The 17151-nt window shown below is 57.9% G+C and carries 14 protein-coding genes; 6 read left to right on the forward strand and 8 right to left on the reverse strand.

The genetic code is table 11. From position 1 onward, the window contains the following. Nucleotides 1-55: 55 nt before the first annotated feature. Entirely contained in the window at nt 56-307 is a 252-nt protein-coding gene (locus I6L34_RS21340) for a DUF1289 domain-containing protein (protein WP_005352130.1), read from the reverse strand. A 150-nt stretch (nt 308-457) separates the two neighbouring features. On the opposite strand from I6L34_RS21340, the gene mltA reads away from it, so the two are divergent. Beyond that, entirely contained in the window at nt 458-1609 is a 1152-nt protein-coding gene (gene mltA, locus I6L34_RS21345; protein ID WP_058058177.1) for a murein transglycosylase A, read from the forward strand. A gap of 129 nt (nt 1610-1738) precedes the next feature. Here the strand turns inward: mltA and yfaE are convergent, their stop codons facing one another. The 5 genes from yfaE to ubiG all read right to left on the reverse strand — a co-directional run bounded on the left by yfaE (nt 1739) and on the right by ubiG (nt 7572). Continuing rightward, nucleotides 1739-2059, reverse strand: coding sequence for a class I ribonucleotide reductase maintenance protein YfaE (yfaE, locus tag I6L34_RS21350; RefSeq protein WP_058058176.1), 321 nt, complete (start codon nt 2057-2059; stop codon nt 1739-1741). Continuing rightward, nucleotides 2056-3189: a class Ia ribonucleoside-diphosphate reductase subunit beta gene (gene nrdB, locus I6L34_RS21355; protein ID WP_058058175.1), complete on the reverse strand. Its 1134-nt coding sequence runs from the start codon at nt 3187-3189 to the stop codon at nt 2056-2058. Before nrdB ends, yfaE begins: the two co-directional genes overlap by 4 nt. Before the next feature lie 80 nt (nt 3190-3269). Then, nucleotides 3270-5537 carry a class 1a ribonucleoside-diphosphate reductase subunit alpha gene (nrdA, locus tag I6L34_RS21360; RefSeq protein ID WP_019838757.1) on the reverse strand — a complete coding sequence of 756 codons (2268 nt, stop codon included), beginning with the start codon at nt 5535-5537 and terminating at the stop codon, nt 3270-3272. Nucleotides 5538-6160: 623 nt separating this feature from the next. Next, nucleotides 6161-6856, reverse strand: coding sequence for an HAD family hydrolase (locus I6L34_RS21365; RefSeq protein ID WP_216955301.1), 696 nt, complete (start codon nt 6854-6856; stop codon nt 6161-6163). Continuing rightward, nucleotides 6856-7572, reverse strand: a complete 717-nt coding sequence (gene ubiG, locus I6L34_RS21370; RefSeq protein ID WP_216955302.1) for a bifunctional 2-polyprenyl-6-hydroxyphenol methylase/3-demethylubiquinol 3-O-methyltransferase UbiG — start codon at nt 7570-7572, stop codon at nt 6856-6858. The genes I6L34_RS21365 and ubiG overlap by 1 nt, the downstream gene beginning before the upstream one ends. 198 nt (nt 7573-7770) lie before the next feature. On the opposite strand from ubiG, the gene gyrA reads away from it, so the two are divergent. Further along, a complete protein-coding gene (gene gyrA, locus I6L34_RS21375; protein WP_216955303.1) occupies nt 7771-10524 on the forward strand; it encodes a DNA topoisomerase (ATP-hydrolyzing) subunit A in 2754 nt (917 codons plus the stop codon). Nucleotides 10525-10642: 118 nt separating this feature from the next. Here gyrA and I6L34_RS21380 read toward each other — a convergent pair whose 3' ends face one another. Next, nucleotides 10643-12040: an alpha-amylase family protein gene (locus tag I6L34_RS21380; protein ID WP_216955304.1), complete on the reverse strand. Its 1398-nt coding sequence runs from the start codon at nt 12038-12040 to the stop codon at nt 10643-10645. 261 nt (nt 12041-12301) lie between these two features. Between I6L34_RS21380 and I6L34_RS21385 the strand changes: the two genes are divergently transcribed. Beyond that, nucleotides 12302-12457 (forward strand): hypothetical protein, encoded by a 156-nt coding sequence (locus I6L34_RS21385; RefSeq protein ID WP_180343773.1) that lies wholly within the window; start codon nt 12302-12304, stop codon nt 12455-12457. Nucleotides 12458-12615: 158 nt separating this feature from the next. Here the strand turns inward: I6L34_RS21385 and I6L34_RS21390 are convergent, their stop codons facing one another. After that, nucleotides 12616-13671: a PA0069 family radical SAM protein gene (locus I6L34_RS21390; protein WP_216955305.1), complete on the reverse strand. Its 1056-nt coding sequence runs from the start codon at nt 13669-13671 to the stop codon at nt 12616-12618. A gap of 173 nt (nt 13672-13844) precedes the next feature. Between I6L34_RS21390 and I6L34_RS21395 the strand changes: the two genes are divergently transcribed. The 3 genes from I6L34_RS21395 to infC all read left to right on the forward strand — a co-directional run bounded on the left by I6L34_RS21395 (nt 13845) and on the right by infC (nt 17145). Beyond that, on the forward strand, nt 13845-14432 hold the full coding sequence (locus I6L34_RS21395; RefSeq protein ID WP_216955306.1) for a tetratricopeptide repeat protein: 588 nt from the start codon (nt 13845-13847) through the stop codon (nt 14430-14432). Nucleotides 14433-14664: 232 nt separating this feature from the next. Beyond that, a complete protein-coding gene (gene thrS, locus I6L34_RS21400) occupies nt 14665-16593 on the forward strand; it encodes a threonine--tRNA ligase (RefSeq protein WP_216955307.1) in 1929 nt (642 codons plus the stop codon). A gap of 21 nt (nt 16594-16614) precedes the next feature. After that, nucleotides 16615-17145 (forward strand): translation initiation factor IF-3, encoded by a 531-nt coding sequence (gene infC, locus I6L34_RS21405; protein WP_196783562.1) that lies wholly within the window; start codon nt 16615-16617, stop codon nt 17143-17145. Nucleotides 17146-17151: the final 6 nt, after the last annotated feature.

Below are 17151 nucleotides of genomic sequence, written 5' to 3' on the forward strand. Positions count from 1 at the left end.
ATAGGTCGTGTCTCGTGAGCGCAGGAATATGGCTTGCAGGGATGTTAGGAGCGGGTCAGAAATCCCAGCCAGATTGCGGCATCGGTTCAGGTTGATCGCCTTCGCGAGCCTTGCGTCGCGCAGCCTCGACCCGGCGTTTGCGATCCCGGCACAGGCGCATCACCTCTTGTTGCTGGGCAGGGGTCATGGTGAGCCAGTTGAAACGCTCTTCGCGATTGCGCAGGCACCCCTTGCAGTAGCCCTTGTTGTTCACTTCGCAGACCCCGATGCAGGGGCTCTGCAGCGGGAATATTTCGAGCTGTTCCATTCATCACCTCGCACATCCTGTCACCTTGTTATAACCCAGCGGATCCCCTTTGGAGAAATCCTGCTTCAAGTGATTGATGTCGTTTGCTTTCCCCCTGCAAATTTGGCATCTTCCCCGCCGAGCATGGCTCTTGGCGTTATATGAGGACATATGAATAAACACGCGTACTGGCTGACCGCCGCAGTGCTGGGACTGGCCGGTTGTGCGGGCAACTCTGACAAAGCAGAAGTGCCCAAAAAACAGACCGACAACAGATGCTTTCTTAATTGCGAGGTGCCGGAAAATCTGGGCAAGCAGTATCTGGACGGGACCCTGCCAGAGGATCTGGTGAGGGTGGAGCGGGTCAATAGCCGTGCGCGTGCTGACTACAGCAAGTTTGGCCCGCAAAGCAGACTGGTATTGGAGCGCTCCGGCAAGATGACCCGCCGTTATGGCGAGCTCTATCACCAGCTCTCCCGCTGGGTAGCGAGCGGCGGCAATCCTGCCGATATCACTCGTTACGGTATCAGCCTCGCTCAGCTGGGCGGCGCCGATCGCATGGGTAACGTGCTGTTTACCGGTTACTACTCGCCGGTGCTGGAGGTGCGTCACCGCCCGGATGCCAAATACAAATATCCCATCTATGCCATGCCAAAATGTGGCGGTCGCTGTCCGACCCGGGCCGAGATCCATAAGGGGGCACTGGCCAACCGCGGGTTGGAGCTTGGTTACAGCAAATCCCTTATCGATAACTTCCTGATGGATGTGCAGGGCTCCGGCTTTGTCCACTACGGGGATGACGATCGGCTGCAATATCTGGGCTATAGCGGCAAGAACGGCCACGGTTACGTGAGTATCGGTCGGGTACTGATCGACCGCGGTGAAGTGCCCAAAGAGCAGATGTCGATGAAGGCCATCAAGGAGTGGGCCAACCGTCAACCGGAGGAGAGCGTCAAGGAGCTGGTGGAGCAGAACCCCTCCTATGTCTTCTTCGAGCGTCGACCCACCAATGATGTGATTGGTGCAGCCGGTATCCCGCTGTTGCCGTTGGCGGCTGTTGCCGCCGACAAGACTCTGCTGCCGATGGGGACCCCGATCCTTGCCGAAGTCCCTTTGCTCGACAAAGAGGGCAACTGGACCGGCAAGCACCAGCTGCGCTTGTTGATTGCGCTGGATGTGGGCGGGGCGGTGAAGAAGGGCCACCTCGATCTCTACCACGGCATGGGCGAGAAGGCTGGCGTCGCAGCCGGTCACTACAAGCACTTCGGCCGGGTCTGGAAACTGGGCCTGCACCACGGGCCGACCGCTGCCCCCTGGTTGTAATCCTCTGAGGGGGTGGGCGTCTGTCATCGGGCGCCCGAGCAAACCCGAACAAAGATGAAGAGACAAAAAAAGCCGCCGGATTGCTCCGGCGGCTTTCTATTTTGTGCGAGTTGCCAGTCTTTGGCTGCGTCAGCTCTTTTGGATATCCAGCCGGATGGCACCGACCGGTTTGCAGCAGCAGGGGAGGCACTCCCCCTGGGCGACGAATGCCAGCGGCACATTGGGGTAGTGCACCTTGCCGGCCATCAGCGGAGTGCGGCAGGCGCCGCAATAGCCGCTGCGGCACTGGAACTCGACCCGATGGCCGTGGCGTTCCAGGGTTTCCAGCACGCTTTCGCCGGGATGAGCGTGCAGCACGCCATCTCGGGTATGTACCCGTGGTGCCTGCACCGCCTGCTGTTCGGCAGGCGAGTGCGGGGCAGGGGTCAGCGTGCGGATGGCGTCACTCACAGCTCGAAATCACCCAGGTCTTCGGCATTAACTTCGCTATCGATCTGACCCACCAGATAGGAGCTTACCTCTACCTCTTGCGGGGCGACCTGCACATTGTCGGAGGAGAGCCAGGTGTTGATCCAGGGGATCGGGTTCTGCTTGGTACCGGCAAAGGCTGGCTGCAGACCGACGGCTGCCATCCGCAGGTTGGTGATGTACTCCACGTACTGGCAGAGGATGTCCTTGTTCAGACCGATCATGGAGCCGCCCTGGAACAGATACTCGGCCCACTCTTTCTCCTGAATGGCGGCCTCTTTGAACAGCTCGAAGCAGGCCTGTTCGCACTCGGCGGCGATCTCGGCCATCTCCGGGTCATCCTGGCCGGTACGCATCAGGTTCAGCATGTGCTGGGTGCCGGTGAGGTGCAGCGCTTCGTCGCGGGCGATCATCTTGATGATCTTGGCATTGCCTTCCATCAGTTCACGCTCGGCGAAGGCAAAGGAGCAGGCGAAGCTCACGTAGAAGCGGATTGCTTCCAGCGCGTTGACGCTCATCAGGCACAGATAGAGCTTCTTCTTGAGCTCGCGCAATGTGATGGTCACCTCGCGGCCAGCGACGGTGTGGGTACCTTCACCATGCAGGTTGTAGAGGGCGGTCGCTTCGATCAGATCGTCGTAGAAGTGGCTGATGGAGCCGGCGCGCTTCAGGATCTGCTCATTGGTCACGATGTCGTCGAACACCTGGGCGGGGGTGTTGACGATATTGCGGATGATATGGGTGTAGGAGCGAGAGTGTATGGTCTCCGAGAAGGCCCAAGTTTCAATCCAGGTTTCCAGCTCCGGAATAGAGACCAGCGGCAGCAGCGCCACGTTGGGGCTGCGACCCTGAATGGAGTCCAGCAGGGTCTGGTACTTCAGGTTGGAGATGAAGATGTGCTGCTCGTGGGGCGGCAGGGCCTGATAGTCGATGCGATCACGGGAGACATCCACCTCTTCCGGGCGCCAGAAGAAGGAGAGCTGCTTCTCGATTAGCCGCTCGAACACTTCGTGCTTTTGTTGATCATAACGGGCTACGTTGACCGATTGGCCAAAAAACATCGGCTCTTTGAGCTGGTCGTTTTGGGTTTGGCAGAAAGTTGAATAGGCCATGGTTACCAGAATATGTGAATAGAGAAAACAGGAGAGCGGGAGCTTGTCGCTCCCGCCCGGTTATCAGTTCTTGCCGTGACTTAGATTTTGCAAGCCCCGCCAGCACAACCGTCATCTTGCAGGTCGGTCTGGGCATCGTCTGCACCATCACGGGTGTTGTGATAGTACAGGGTCTTGAGGCCGTATTTGTAGGCGGTCAGCAAGTCCTTGAGCAGCTGTTTCATCGGGACCTTGTTGCCTTCGAAACGGGCAGGGTCGTAGTTGGTGTTGGCGGAGATCGCCTGATCCACAAACTTCTGCATGATACCGACCAGCTGCAGGTAGCCGTCAACGCTCGGTTGCTTCCAGAGCAATTCGTATTGATCTTTCAGGCGATCATACTCGGGCACCACCTGTTTGAGAATGCCATCTTTGGAGGCCTTGACCGAGACCAGGCCGCGTGGCGGCTCGATGCCGTTGGTGGCGTTGGAGATCTGGCTGGAGGTCTCGCTCGGCATCAGGGCGGTCAGGGTGGAGTTGCGCAAGCCCACGGACTTGATCTCTTCACGCAGACTTTCCCAATCCAGATGCAGAGGCTCGTTGCACAGCGCATCCAGATCCTTCTTGTAGGTGTCGATGGGCAGGATGCCCTGGGCATAGGTGGTCTCGCCAAACAGCGGGCAGGGGCCGAACTCGCGGGCCAGCTGCACGGAGGCTTTCAGCAGATAGTACTGAATGGCCTCGAAGGTACGGTGAGTCAGGGCCAGACCGGAGCCGTCGGAGTAACGGGCACCGTTTTTGGCCAGGTAGTAGGCGTAGTTGATGACGCCGATCCCCAGGGTGCGACGACCCATGCTGCCCTTCTTGGCGGCGGCAATCGGGTAATCCTGATAGTCGAGCAGGGCGTCGAGGGCACGCACGGCCAGATCGGCCATCTCTTCCAGATCTTCCAGCTTCTCGATGGCACCGAGGTTGAAGGCGGAGAGGGTGCACAGGGCGATCTCGCCACTCTCGTCGTCGATGTTGTTGAGCGGCTTGGTCGGCAGCGCAATCTCGAGGCAGAGGTTGGACTGGCGTACCGGCGCCACGCTCGGGTCGAACGGGCTGTGGGTGTTGCAGTGATCCACGTTCTGGATGTAGATGCGACCGGTACCGGCACGCTCCTGCATCATCAGGGAGAAGAGGTCTACCGCTTTCAGGGTCTTCTTGCGAATGGCCGGATCCTGCTCGTACTTGACGTAGAGCTCTTCGAACTTGTCCTGATCGGCGAAGAAGGCATCGTACAGACCCGGCGCATCGGACGGGGAGAACAGTGTGATGTCACCGCCCTTGATGAGGCGCTGGTACATCAGCTTGTTGATCTGCACGCCGTAGTCCATGTGACGAACACGGTTCTCTTCCACGCCGCGGTTGTTCTTCAGCACCAGCAGGCTTTCTACTTCGGTGTGCCACAGCGGGTAGAACAGGGTGGCCGCACCGCCGCGCACGCCGCCCTGGGAGCAGCACTTCACGGCAGTCTGGAAGTATTTGTAGAAGGGGATGCAACCGGTGTGGAACGCTTCGCCGCCACGGATGGGGCTGCCCAGACCGCGGATGCGCCCCGCGTTGATGCCGATACCGGCGCGCTGGGAAACGTAACGCACGATGGAGCTGGCGGTGGCGTTGATGGAGTCCAGACTGTCGTCGCATTCGATCAGTACGCAGGAGCTGAACTGACGGGTCGGGGTGCGCACGCCGCTCATGATTGGGGTCGGCAGGGAGATCTTGAAGGTCGAGACCGCATCATAGAAGCGCTTGATGTAGTCCAGACGGGTATCTTTCGGATACTTGGAGAAGAGGCAGGCCGCAACCAGCATATAGAGGAACTGCGGGCTCTCGTAGATCTCGCCGGTAACGCGGTTCTGGACCAGATATTTGCCTTCCAGCTGTTTGACTGCCGCGTAGGAGAAATCCATGTCGCGCCAGTGATCCAGATGGGTGTTCAGCTCTTCGAATTCGGCCTGGGTGTAGTCTTCCAGCAGGTGCTTGTCGTACTTGCCCATGTCCACCAGACGAGCCACGTGCTGGTAGAGGTGGGGCGGTTCGAACTGGCCGTAGGCCTTCTTGCGCAGGTGGAAGATGGCCAGACGGGCTGCCATGTACTGGTAGTCCGGGGTCTGCTCGGAGATGAGGTCAGCCGTCGCCTTGATGATGGTTTCGTGAATGTCGGCGGTACGGATACCGTCATAGAACTGGATGTGGGATTTGAGCTCTACCTGGGAGACCGACACGTTGTCGAGCCCTTCGGCGGCCCAGTCCAGCACGCGGTGAATTTTATCCAGATCGATGGGTTCTTTGTGTCCGTTACGCTTCGTCACAAACAAGTTCATTGGCTGATGACCTTCAGTTGATTCCCGAAAAACCATCGCACAATGGTGCCACCCAGGCCCCGGCGATATGCGGGAGTTGGGTAGAGATTGTGCGATGAATCACAAGATGTAGTGTTATTTTAAGTTCGAGCTACAAGATAGTGAGGTCAGCCCGCCATTGCAATGTGTGGATAAGTGATGAGCTGTGGATAAATTGTGAGTCTTGCCCCATCAGTTAGTGACCGCTCACAGTGAGCGGGTTTTCATTCGTCCGCTCCGCTAAATGCAAGTCTCCCGATCGAAGATGGAAAATTTAAATAACTTTTTTTGCTTGCGAAACGGGGGGCTTTTTACTAGCAAACGGCGGCTGATTATCCCTTATGCAACAAGGGTCAAAAGCTGTCCAGTTGTCGCAGCCGCGGGCTCGGCGTGGCAAGGGCTTTGCATCAGATGAGGGTGGTTTGTGGCCGCTTTGTGACGGCTGCGAGCTTGTCAAATGGGTATCCAACAGGCAGAAAGCTGCCTTTATTATCCATGAATAGACGAGTGATGGTGGCGCAGGACGCAGGAGCGTAAAGGAAGAGATGCAAGGGGCGGAGAGTCTCTTCGCCCCGTTTTCGCATATCAGCCGGTAAGGCTGCGCGTTACGCTTTGGCCTTCAGCTCATAGCGCAGCCAGTGGTGCAGGGCCTGCACGGTATCAAACTGCAGATCGGCGCCCCACTGGGCGGGATCTTCCTCATCATTGAGATAGCCCCAGCCAGCGACCGCGGTGCGCATGCCAGCATTGCGGCCCGCTTCGATGTCCCGCACATGATCCCCCACATAGAGGCAGTGAGCTGCTTCGACCCCCAGCTTCTCACAAGCAAAGAACATGGGGGCGGGGTCGGGCTTTCGTACCGGCAGGGTATCGGCACTGACAGTGACGCCGCAGCTGGCAAGCTGTGGCAGGGCTGCCAGCAGCGGCTCGGTGAGAAAGCCCGGCTTGTTGGTGACGATGCCCCATGGGAGCTGTTTCTCGTCGAGCCACTCGATAAGATCCACCATTCCCTCATAGGGACGGGTACCGACGCAGAGATTGGCCGCGTAGTAGTCGAGAAGGGCATTGCGCAGGCGGGTGGCCCCCAGCTCTTCAAGCAGTTCGTCGCCGAGGCCCGCTTTCAGCAGCCCTAGCGCCCCGTGGGAGGTGGTCTGACGAATGATGTCGTCAGAGAGCGGCGCAAAGCCTTCGCTGATCAGCACGTGGTTGACGGCGGCCCCCAGATCCGGGGCTGTGTCGAGCAGGGTGCCATCCAGATCGAACAGCACACCGCGCAGGGGAAGAGGGCGAGAGGCGTTCATCAGCCGTGCTCCGGGCGGACAAACTCCACCATATAGTTGACGTCGACATTCTTGCCGAGCTTGAAACTGTTGGAGAGCGGTGCATAGTGCACCCCGCTCATATCCCGCACCAGCAGGCCAGCTGCTTCACCCATGCGACACAGCTCGGCCGGGGTGATGAATTTTTTGTGATCGTGGGTACCCTTGGGCACCATCTTCATCAGGTACTCGGCCCCGATGATCATCATCAGATAGGATTTGGGGTGGCGGTTGATGGTGGAGACGAACACCCGGCCGCCCGGGCGTACCAGAGTCGCGATGGCGCGCAACACGGAGGTGGGGTCCGGCACATGCTCCAGCATCTCCATGCAGGTGACCACATCATACTGGCCCGGTACTTCGGCGGCATGGGCTTCGGCGGTGATCTGGCGATATTCGAGCTCAACACCCTGCTCCAGGGCGTGCAGGCGGGCGACGCCGAGAGGTTCCTTGCCCATGTCGATGCCGGTGACCCTGGCACCACGGCGGGCCATGCTCTCGGAGAGGATGCCGCCACCACACCCGATATCGAGAATGCGCTTGCCAAACAGACCGCCACTTTTGTCGGTGATCCAGTCAAGGCGTACCGGATTGATTTGATGCAGGGGTTTGAATTCACCCTCCATGTCCCACCAGCGGGAGGCGATGGCTTCAAACTTGGCGATTTCTGTCAGATCGACATTGGCATCACTGTTCATTTTTCGAAGATCCTGTGGCAGGGCGCCCGCTTCTGAGTCATGGGCGCAATCTATTGTCCTGGCGGGCATTATAACGGACGGACTTTGTCACACCAGCCCGATCTGATACCCGATTTGTGGCTTAAGGTATTTGGCTCAGTGTGTTACCATGTCGCGCTGTTTAAGCCAAAGAACAACTAATTAGGGATAAGGCTTTCTATGAGCGATCTGGCCAGAGAGATCACGCCGGTCAACATCGAAGAAGAGCTCAAGAGTTCCTATCTTGATTACGCCATGAGCGTGATCGTAGGACGAGCTCTGCCGGATGTGCGTGATGGCTTGAAACCGGTTCACCGCCGCGTTCTGTTTGCTATGAACGAGTTGGGGAACGACTGGAACAAGCCCTATAAAAAATCGGCCCGTGTGGTCGGTGACGTAATCGGTAAATATCACCCGCACGGCGATATCGCTGTGTATGACACCATTGTCCGGATGGCGCAGGATTTCTCCATGCGTTACATGCTGGTCGATGGTCAGGGCAACTTCGGTTCAGTCGACGGCGACAGCGCCGCGGCGATGCGTTATACCGAAGTGCGGATGGCCCGCATCTCCCACGAGCTGCTGGCCGATCTGGACAAAGAGACCGTGGACTGGGTGCCGAACTATGACGGCACCGAGATGATCCCGGCGGTCATGCCTACCAAGGTTCCCAACCTGCTGGTCAACGGCTCCTCCGGTATCGCTGTGGGCATGGCGACCAACATTCCGCCTCACAACCTCACCGAGATTGTCAATGGCTGCCTGGCGCTGATCGAAAACGGCGACCTCACCATTGACGAGCTGATGACCTACATCACCGGCCCGGATTTCCCCACCGGCGGCATTATCAACGGTCGTTCCGGCATCGTGCAGGCGTACCGTACCGGTCGTGGCTCCATCTATGTGCGGGCCAAAGCTGAAGTGGAAGTGGACGAGAAGACCAGTCGCGAGACCATCATCGTTCACGAGATCCCCTATCAGGTGAACAAGGCTCGACTGATCGAAAAGATCGCCGAGCTGGTCAAAGAGAAGAAGATCGAGGGCATCAGTGCCCTGCGCGATGAGTCTGACAAAGACGGCATGCGCATCGTTATCGAGATCAAGCGCGGCGAGTCCGGCGAGATTGTGCTGAACAATCTCTACAAGCACACCCAGATGCAGACCACGTTCGGCATCAACATGGTGGCGCTCGATAACAACCAGCCCAAGGTGATGAACCTTAAAGAGATCCTGGATGCGTTCCTGCTGCACCGCCGTGAAGTGGTGACTCGCCGGACCGTGTTCGAACTGCGCAAGGCGCGGGATCGGGCGCACATTTTGGAAGGTCTGGCGGTTGCGCTGGCCAACATTGATCCCATCATCGAGCTGATCCGCCACAGCGCGACCCCGGCCGACGCGAAAGCGGGTCTGGTTGCCAAGGGCTGGGAACTCGGCAACGTGGCCGCCATGCTGGAAAAAGCGGGCGACGACGCGGCACGGCCAGAGTGGCTGGAGCCCGAGTTCGGTATCCGTGAAGGTCAATACTTCCTGACCGAACAGCAAGCCCAGGCCATCCTTGACCTGCGTCTGCACAAGCTGACCGGCCTCGAGCACGAGAAGATCCTGGAAGAGTACCAATCTCTGCTGGATCTGATCGCCGAGCTGCTGCACATCTTGGCGAGCCCGGCTCGTCTGATGGAAGTGATCCGCGATGAACTGCTGGCTGTGCGTGAGCAGTATGGCGACGAGCGTCGCACCGAGATCAGCATGTCAAGTGCCGAGATCAACATCGAAGATCTGATCACCCCGGAAGATGTGGTGGTTACCCTGTCTCACCAGGGCTATGTGAAGTATCAGCCGCTCTCCGACTACGAGGCCCAGCGCCGCGGTGGTCGTGGCAAGTCGGCCACCCGGATCAAGGAAGAGGACTTTGTGGAGCGTCTGCTGGTGGCCAACACCCACGACACCATTCTGTGCTTCTCCACCCGTGGCAAGGTCTACTGGCTCAAGGTTTACCAGCTGCCGGAAGCGTCCCGTGGCGCCCGTGGTCGTCCGATCATCAACCTGCTGCCGCTGGAAGAGGGTGAGCGTATCACCGCTATCCTGCCGGTGAAGGAGTATGACGCCGAGAAGTATGTCTTCTTTGCCACCGCCAACGGTACCGTGAAGAAGACCAGCCTCTCCGACTTCAGCCGTCCGCTCTCCTCCGGTATCCGCGCCATCAACCTCAAAGAGGGTGATGAGCTGATCGGGGTGGATATCACCGATGGCAGCAACGAGATCATGCTCTTCTCCGACGCGGGTAAAGTCGTTCGCTTCGCGGAAGGCAGCGGTCGCGCCGATGCCGATGTCAGCGATGACGTTGAAACCGACGACGATACCGGCAACGACGATGATGGCAGCGACAACGGTGAAGGTACCGAAAGCAAGGGCACCTTCAAGGGTGTGCGTCCCATGGGTCGTACCGCCGCCGGTGTACGCGGCATCAAGCTGGGCGCCGGTGACAAGGTGGTTTCCCTCATCGTTCCGCGTGGCGAAGGTGCCATCCTCACCGCCACCGAGAACGGTTACGGCAAGCGGACTGCGTTGGCCGAATACCCGACCAAGAGCCGTGGTACCCAGGGCGTTATTTCCATCAAGGTGGATGAGCGCAACGGCAAGGTGATCGATGCGATCCAGGTCGAAGATACCGACCAGATCATGCTGATCACCAACGGCGGTACTCTGGTGCGTACCCGTGTTGCCGAGGTGAGCGTCATTGGCCGTAACACCGGCGGTGTCCGTCTGATCCGTACCGGTGAAGACGAGACCGTGGTTGGCCTGCAGCGCATCGCCGAGAGCGACGAAGACGAGAACGAGAACGACGCTCTGGCCGTTGATGGTGAGGTATCTGAAGGTACCGATACCGCGAATGGCACTGATGCGGTCGATGCAGAGGAAGCGGGCGACGAGTAATCGTCACCCGTTACCCGAGTAACGTCTCTGATCAAATAGAGCGACCCTGGTGGTCGCTCTTTTTATTTGTCTGCTTTTTATGACTGCCAGATAAAAGTAGGGCAGGGTGCTGGCCTGATCACTCCTGCAGCCACATTCTGGCGCTGCGGGCGGGAATGGCGACCCGTACCCACTGGCTCTGCACGTTGACCACGGCACCTTGGTCGAGCACGTCCCGATAGTTGCGATACCAGTTCATCTCGAACCTGGCGGTGTCGAGCCAATACTCCTGCTCATAGTCGCACTTGTTGATGCCGACCAGCCCCTGTTTGCCCCGTTTGAACAGCACGAAGCAGTCACCGCTGCCGACCTGCTGCATGGGTTGGCCCTGCACCGCATTGTGGAAGCGGATCATCCCCTTGAGATCGGTGCGCAGGTAGTAGTCCTGCCAGCGCAAGCCATCTTTGTCACGGGTTTCGCCATGATCGGAGTAGACCAGCGGCGAGCCACCATCGCGGCCGAGCAGGTAGGCATAGGCCAGCTTCTCGTCAGTCTGGCTTAAGATCTGATAGCGGAAGCCGTCGTTGGTGGGGATGTCGTGGGTCACGGCAAAGGTGACGGCGCGACTGCCCGGTAGCGCCTGACCGTAGGCGCCCGGATCCGTCAGCAGGTTCATGCTGCCGCCATACCCCAGCGCGCCGCGCAGGGAGGCAAACAGCGGAAAGTCATAGGCTCCCTGGCCGCTGCTGTCGAGGTAGGGTTTGAGGAAGCGCTCGTAATCGGTGCTGCCTGCCCCCCCAGTGGTGATCACCTCGCCAAACACGTGCATCCCCTGTTTGATCTCGGGGGTGAACACAGCATTGATCTGGTAATCGCTCATGTGTTTGACCGCATCGACCCGAAAACCCTTGATCCCCATCCCCTTGAGTGCTTTGAGGTAGGCCTGTTGCTGACTCACTACCCAGTTGTTGGGATCCAGATCCGGCAGCCCCTTGTCACCGGCGCCACCACAGAGTCGCCAATACTGGACATGACCCGGATCGTTCCAGTCGCTGATGCACCCTTCGGGATGAAAATCCTGACCGGAGAGGAAGTTTTGCCCGAGATCGCCAAACAGTTTCTGGCGCTCGAAATAGGCCGGGTTGCTGGCGTAGCTTTGCAGCAGCTCGTTGCCGGGATAGTTGAGGTCCTGGCGTTTCCAGCTTTCGTTGGCCATGTGGTTGAGCACCACATCGGCATAGACGGCGATGCCCCGCGCCTTCATGGCGGCGATCAGCTGCTCGAGCTCCTGTTTGTTGCCAAGAGGGGAGTCGACAAGGCGCAGATCCTGCGGCTGGTAACGGGCCCACCATTCGTTGCCTGATGATTTGAGAGGCGGTGAAATGAGTACCTGTTTGTAACCGGCCGACTTGATAAGGTCGGCTTTGGCGGTCACTTCACTGAACTTCCAGTTGAAGGCGTGCAGTATGACGTCGGCGTGCGCCAAGGGGGCGATCAGGATGCCTGTGATCGCCCATATTCCCGCTGTGTGTTTCATTGTTATGTCCCTGTTTTTATAGATGCCTGAATGGGCAACCCAGCTTTGGCGGGAACAGGATGTGCTGCAATCCACAACCTGCAGATTTGTGACCGCTTTCAGGATGATTTCGCCGAATATGTGAACTGTTTCGGCTTTCCTTGTCACGGCCAGTTGTCTTTTTACAAGTGATTTTTTTGTCATTTCCCTGTCATTCCCAGCCGTTATCCTGCCGGGCGAGTGGTGCGTTGTTGCCATCACCTTCACCGTCAGGAGCTGCATATGACCAGTTGGATCACGTGGGAAATTTGGTGGAGCCGGGTATGGGGCGAGTCAGAGGTGCCGCTGTATGAAGAGGATGAGCACGAAGTGGCTCATGAACCCTCGCGACTACCGGTTGAAATGGTGCAGCAGGGTCGGGATCAGCACGCAGGCTAAGGCGTTAGCCCTCTCTTTACCGGGTAGCGCTTTCTTGTCGCGACATGGCTACTTCGTTGGAAAATTCTGAAAAGCGGGGTTTCCACAGGATGTGTTGCGGCAGGCCCTCCTCTCAACCTCTTGGCACGCCTGATGTGTGAAGGGCGTGAGCAGTGGGATTAGAAGAGCGACAGCTGCTCCCCGGGGCGGATAAACCCATCCAGCCTGAGCTGAATATGGCGTTTGCCCAGATCAAGGCGCTTGCTGATGAGGCGAAAGCGCTGGGCCAGCAGATCGGCAAAATGCCCCTCACCGCGCATGCGGGTGCCGAAGGCGGTACTGTTGAGCCCGCCACCGCGGCTGGCTCGCAACTGATTTAAAATAGCTTCCTTCTGGCCCGGGTAGTGGGTATCGAGCCAGTCCCCAAATAGCGGCGCCAGTTCGTGGGGTAACCGCAGCAGGATGTAATCGGCGCAGCTGGCGCCTGCTTCGGCAGCCGATTTGATGATCTGCTCCAGCTCCGGCTCATTGAGCCGCGGGATCATGGGGGCGGCCAATACCCCCACCTGTACACCAGCGTTGGCCAGCTTCTCGATCACTTTCAAGCGGCCGGAGCCCGTGCTGGCGCGGGGTTCAAGCTGTCGGCGCAGGGTTTCGTTCAAGGTCGTCACCGACACCATCACCTGACACAGTCCCTCTCTGGCCAGCTCGGTCAACAGATCGAGGTCGCGCAAGATCATGGCGCTCTTGGTAATGAGCCCGACCGGATGGCGGTGGGCCAGCATCACTTCCAGCAACTGGCGGGTGAGGCGATATCGCTGCTCGATGGGTTGATAGGGGTCGGTATTGGCGCCAATGAAGATGGTCTGTGGCTGATAGGCCGGTTTGGCAAACTCCCGGCGCAGCAGGTCGGCTGCATTGCGTTTGGCAAACAGCTTGCTCTCGAAATCGAGGCCAGGGGAGAGCTCCAGATAGGCGTGACTGGGTCTGGCATAGCAGTAGATGCAGCCGTGTTCGCACCCCTGATAGGGGTTGATGGAGCGACCAAAGGGGACATCCGGCGAGCTGTTGTAGCTGATGATGCTGCGTGCATCGATCTCCCGCACCTCGGTGCCAGGCACAGAAGGAGTAAAGGCGGCATCCCAATCGGACGATTGCCAGCCGTCATCAACCGCTTCGACAAGGGGGCCGCTAAAACGGTGATCGATATTGTGGGGGCTGCCTCGTCCTGCCATGGTGTGCACAGATACTGTTTATACATACAGTTATTTTGCAGGTGCACCGGATAAATGACAACAACTGCTGATCGACCGGGTGCAAAAAGGGTTGTCGCAGGGATCTCTTGCTTGATCGCAACGCTACATTTCGTTTACATAGACAAAATGAGAACTGGATCACGGAAATCATCATGAGACCCACCACTTCCCGCTGGCTGTTTATCGGTCTGATTGCGCTGGTTATCTGGCGTCTGCTTCCGCTCTCCACCGAGCAGGAGATGGCTGCTGCCAACCGTGCCTGGCGTACCGGTCACTTCGATGAGGCGACCCGGATCTGGTCGCCACTGGCGGCGCAAGGGCAACCTAGGGCGCAAGCCTTGATGGGCTGGAGCCATGAGGTGGGGCAGGGGAGCGAGCAGGATATCCATCAGGCCATCAGCCTCTATCGCCAGTCGGCGCTGGCAGGGGATCCCTTCGGCCAATATCGGCTGGCAGAGCTCTATCTGCGCGGTGTCGGGGTCAAGCGAGATCTGCGCCAAGCCTTTCACTGGATGGATCAGGCAGCCCGTAACGGTGACGTCCCGGCCATGCTGAAAGTCGGCGTCCTTCATCTGATGGGGGTCAGCGGCAGGGTCGATCTGCCTCAGGCGAAACAGTGGCTCTATCAGGCGGCACAAAAGGGCAACAAGCTGGCGCTTCAGGTGCTGCAAGAGCTGGCGCTGGCAGAGGAGGGGAGCAGTGACTTTGACTTCAACTGGCAATCCCTGCTTGGCGAATAGTCGGCAGGCGACTCATTTGACTGTAGAAAATATCTGCAAATCCGATACAGCACGCCCGACTTCTGGTAGCATGGGGCCGTTTTGGCTTGGTTTGTCACGTTAGACATGTGGTTTACGTGTCAGGCCGTCTTCGCAAAGTGCTGTGGAGAACCAAAACATCACCTTTTTGAATCTCTTTTCCATCCCGCATGTGACCTTTGGTAGGGGTCACCACTGTATAAGGAAACACATAATGCCAATCATTACTCTGCCTGACGGCAGCCAACGTCAATTTGCCCACTCTGTTTCCGTCATGGATGTGGCTGCGGACATCGGTCCCGGCCTCGCCAAGGCGTGCATTGCCGGTCGGGTAAACGGTGAACTGGTAGATGCGTGCGAGCTGATCGAAGCCGATGCTGCGCTGGCCATCATCACCGCCAAAGACGAGGAAGGTCTGGACATCCTGCGCCACTCCTGCGCCCACTTGCTGGGTCATGCTATCAAGCAACTCTGGCCCCAGACCAAGATGGCCATCGGTCCTGTCATCGACAACGGCTTCTACTATGACGTTGATCTTGACCGTACCTTGACCGATGAAGATCTGGCTGCCCTGGAAGAGCGCATGCTGGCGCTGGTAGCCAAGGATTACGACGTCATCAAGAAGAAAGTCTCCTGGCAAGAAGCGCGTGATGTATTCGAAGCGCGCGGTGAGTCTTACAAAGTCGAAATCCTGGATCAGAACATTGCCCGTGAGGATCAGCCAGGTCTCTATCATCACGAAGAGTACATCGACATGTGTCGCGGCCCGCACGTGCCCAACATGCGTCACTGCCACCACTTCAAGTTGCTGAAGATGTCCGGCGCCTACTGGCGTGGCGACTCCAACAACAAGATGCTGCAGCGTATCTACGGTACTGCTTGGGCTGACAAGAAGCAGCTCAAGGCTTATCTGCAGCGTCTGGAAGAGGCCGCCAAGCGCGACCATCGCAAGATCGGCAAGCAGCTCGACCTGTATCACATGCAGGAAGAAGCACCCGGTATGGTGTTCTGGCACAACGATGGCTGGACCATCTTCCGTGAGCTGGAAACCTTTATCCGCGGCAAGCTCAAAGAGTACGACTATCAGGAAGTGAAAGGTCCGTTCATGATGGACCGCGTCCTGTGGGAGCGTTCAGGTCACTGGGAGAAGTATGCCCAGGCCATGTTCACCACCCAGTCCGAAAACCGCGAGTACGCCATCAAGCCGATGAACTGCCCGGGTCACGTCCAGATCTTCAACCAGGGTCTGAAGTCCTACCGCGATCTGCCGCTGCGTATGGCCGAGTTTGGTTCCTGCCACCGCAACGAGCCGTCCGGTTCCCTGCACGGTCTGATGCGGGTGCGCGGCTTCACTCAGGATGACGCTCACATCTTCTGTACCGAAGAGCAGATCATGGAAGAGGTCTCCGGCTGTATTCGTATGGTCTATGACGTCTACGGTACCTTTGGCTTCGAGAACATCGTGGTCAAGCTCTCCACTCGTCCCGAGCAGCGTATCGGCTCCGATGAGATGTGGGATCGCGCCGAGAAAGCCTTGGCCGAAGCGCTGGAGCTCAACGGTCTGAAGTACGATCTGCAGCCGGGTGAAGGGGCGTTCTACGGTCCCAAAATTGAATTTACCCTGCACGATTGCCTTGATCGTGCGTGGCAATGTGGTACCGTGCAGCTCGACTTTGCCCTGCCTGGTCGTCTGGGTGCCACTTATGTGGGCGAAAACAACGATCGCCATGTACCTGTGATGATCCACCGGGCCATCCTGGGTTCTATCGAGCGCTTCATCGGTATTCTGACTGAAGAGTACGCCGGTCTGTTCCCGACCTGGTTGGCACCGACTCAGGCTGTGGTCATGAATATCACGGACAATCAGGCCGATTATGCGGTGAAAGTAGCCAAAGCATTGAATGATGCGGGCCTTCGCGCAAAAGCGGACTTGAGAAATGAGAAGATTGGCTTTAAAATCCGCGAGCATACTTTGAAGCGAGTACCTTTCATGCTGGTCTGCGGCGATAAAGAAGTTGAAGCCGGTAAGATTGCTGTACGGACTCGTAAAGGGGCTGACCTGGGCACTTATCCTGTTGAAGAGTTCATCGCTCTGTTGACCCAGGAAGTTCAGACCCGCGGACAAAAGAAAGTGGAGGAATAAGCTATAAAAGGCGGAAAAAAACTGGGCAAGCAACCGCAAGCCCGCGCTCACCGGATCAATGAAGAGATCCGTCTGAAAGAAGTTCGTCTGACTGGTCTGGATGGTGAAGCCATTGGCATTACCTCCATTCAGGATGCTCTGAACTTGGCCGCAGAGGCCGGAGTTGATCTGGTAGAGATCAGTCCAAATGCTGAGCCGCCCGTTTGCCGGATCATGGATTACGGCAAATTCCTCTACGAAAAGAGCAAAACAACCAAAGAACAGAAGAAAAAGCAGAAAGTCGTCCAGGTTAAGGAAATCAAATTCCGTCCTGGCACTGACGAAGGCGACTATCAGGTAAAACTACGCAACCTGGTTCGCTTTCTGGAAGACGGGGACAAGGCTAAGGTCACCCTGCGCTTCCGTGGTCGTGAAATGGCCCACCAGGATCTTGGTATCAAGGTTCTCGAGCGCGTCAAGAACGATCTGGAAGAGTTGGCCGTAGTCGAGTCGTTCCCGAAAGTCGAAGGCCGTCAAGCTGTGATGGTCCTCGCACCTAAGAAGAAATCTTAAGGCCCA

It is taken from the genome of Aeromonas sp. FDAARGOS 1404 (assembly GCF_019047085.1).
GTDB classification, from domain to species: domain Bacteria; phylum Pseudomonadota; class Gammaproteobacteria; order Enterobacterales; family Aeromonadaceae; genus Aeromonas; species Aeromonas veronii.

Bases quoted from the DNA above. Each gene is read 5' to 3' on its own strand.
- I6L34_RS21340 (WP_005352130.1), bottom strand. From the start codon at position 307: ATGGAACAGCTCGAAATATTCCCGCTGCAGAGCCCCTGCATCGGGGTC.
- mltA (WP_058058177.1), top strand. From the start codon at position 458: ATGAATAAACACGCGTACTGGCTGACCGCCGCAGTGCTGGGACTGGCC.
- nrdB (WP_058058175.1), bottom strand. From the start codon at position 3,189: ATGGCCTATTCAACTTTCTGCCAAACCCAAAACGACCAGCTCAAAGAG.
- nrdA (WP_019838757.1), bottom strand. From the start codon at position 5,537: ATGAACTTGTTTGTGACGAAGCGTAACGGACACAAAGAACCCATCGAT.
- I6L34_RS21365 (WP_216955301.1), bottom strand. From the start codon at position 6,856: ATGAACGCCTCTCGCCCTCTTCCCCTGCGCGGTGTGCTGTTCGATCTG.
- ubiG (WP_216955302.1), bottom strand. From the start codon at position 7,572: ATGAACAGTGATGCCAATGTCGATCTGACAGAAATCGCCAAGTTTGAA.
- gyrA (WP_216955303.1), top strand. From the start codon at position 7,771: ATGAGCGATCTGGCCAGAGAGATCACGCCGGTCAACATCGAAGAAGAG.
- I6L34_RS21380 (WP_216955304.1), bottom strand. From the start codon at position 12,040: ATGAAACACACAGCGGGAATATGGGCGATCACAGGCATCCTGATCGCC.
- I6L34_RS21385 (WP_180343773.1), top strand. From the start codon at position 12,302: ATGACCAGTTGGATCACGTGGGAAATTTGGTGGAGCCGGGTATGGGGC.
- I6L34_RS21390 (WP_216955305.1), bottom strand. From the start codon at position 13,671: ATGGCAGGACGAGGCAGCCCCCACAATATCGATCACCGTTTTAGCGGC.
- I6L34_RS21395 (WP_216955306.1), top strand. From the start codon at position 13,845: ATGAGACCCACCACTTCCCGCTGGCTGTTTATCGGTCTGATTGCGCTG.
- thrS (WP_216955307.1), top strand. From the start codon at position 14,665: ATGCCAATCATTACTCTGCCTGACGGCAGCCAACGTCAATTTGCCCAC.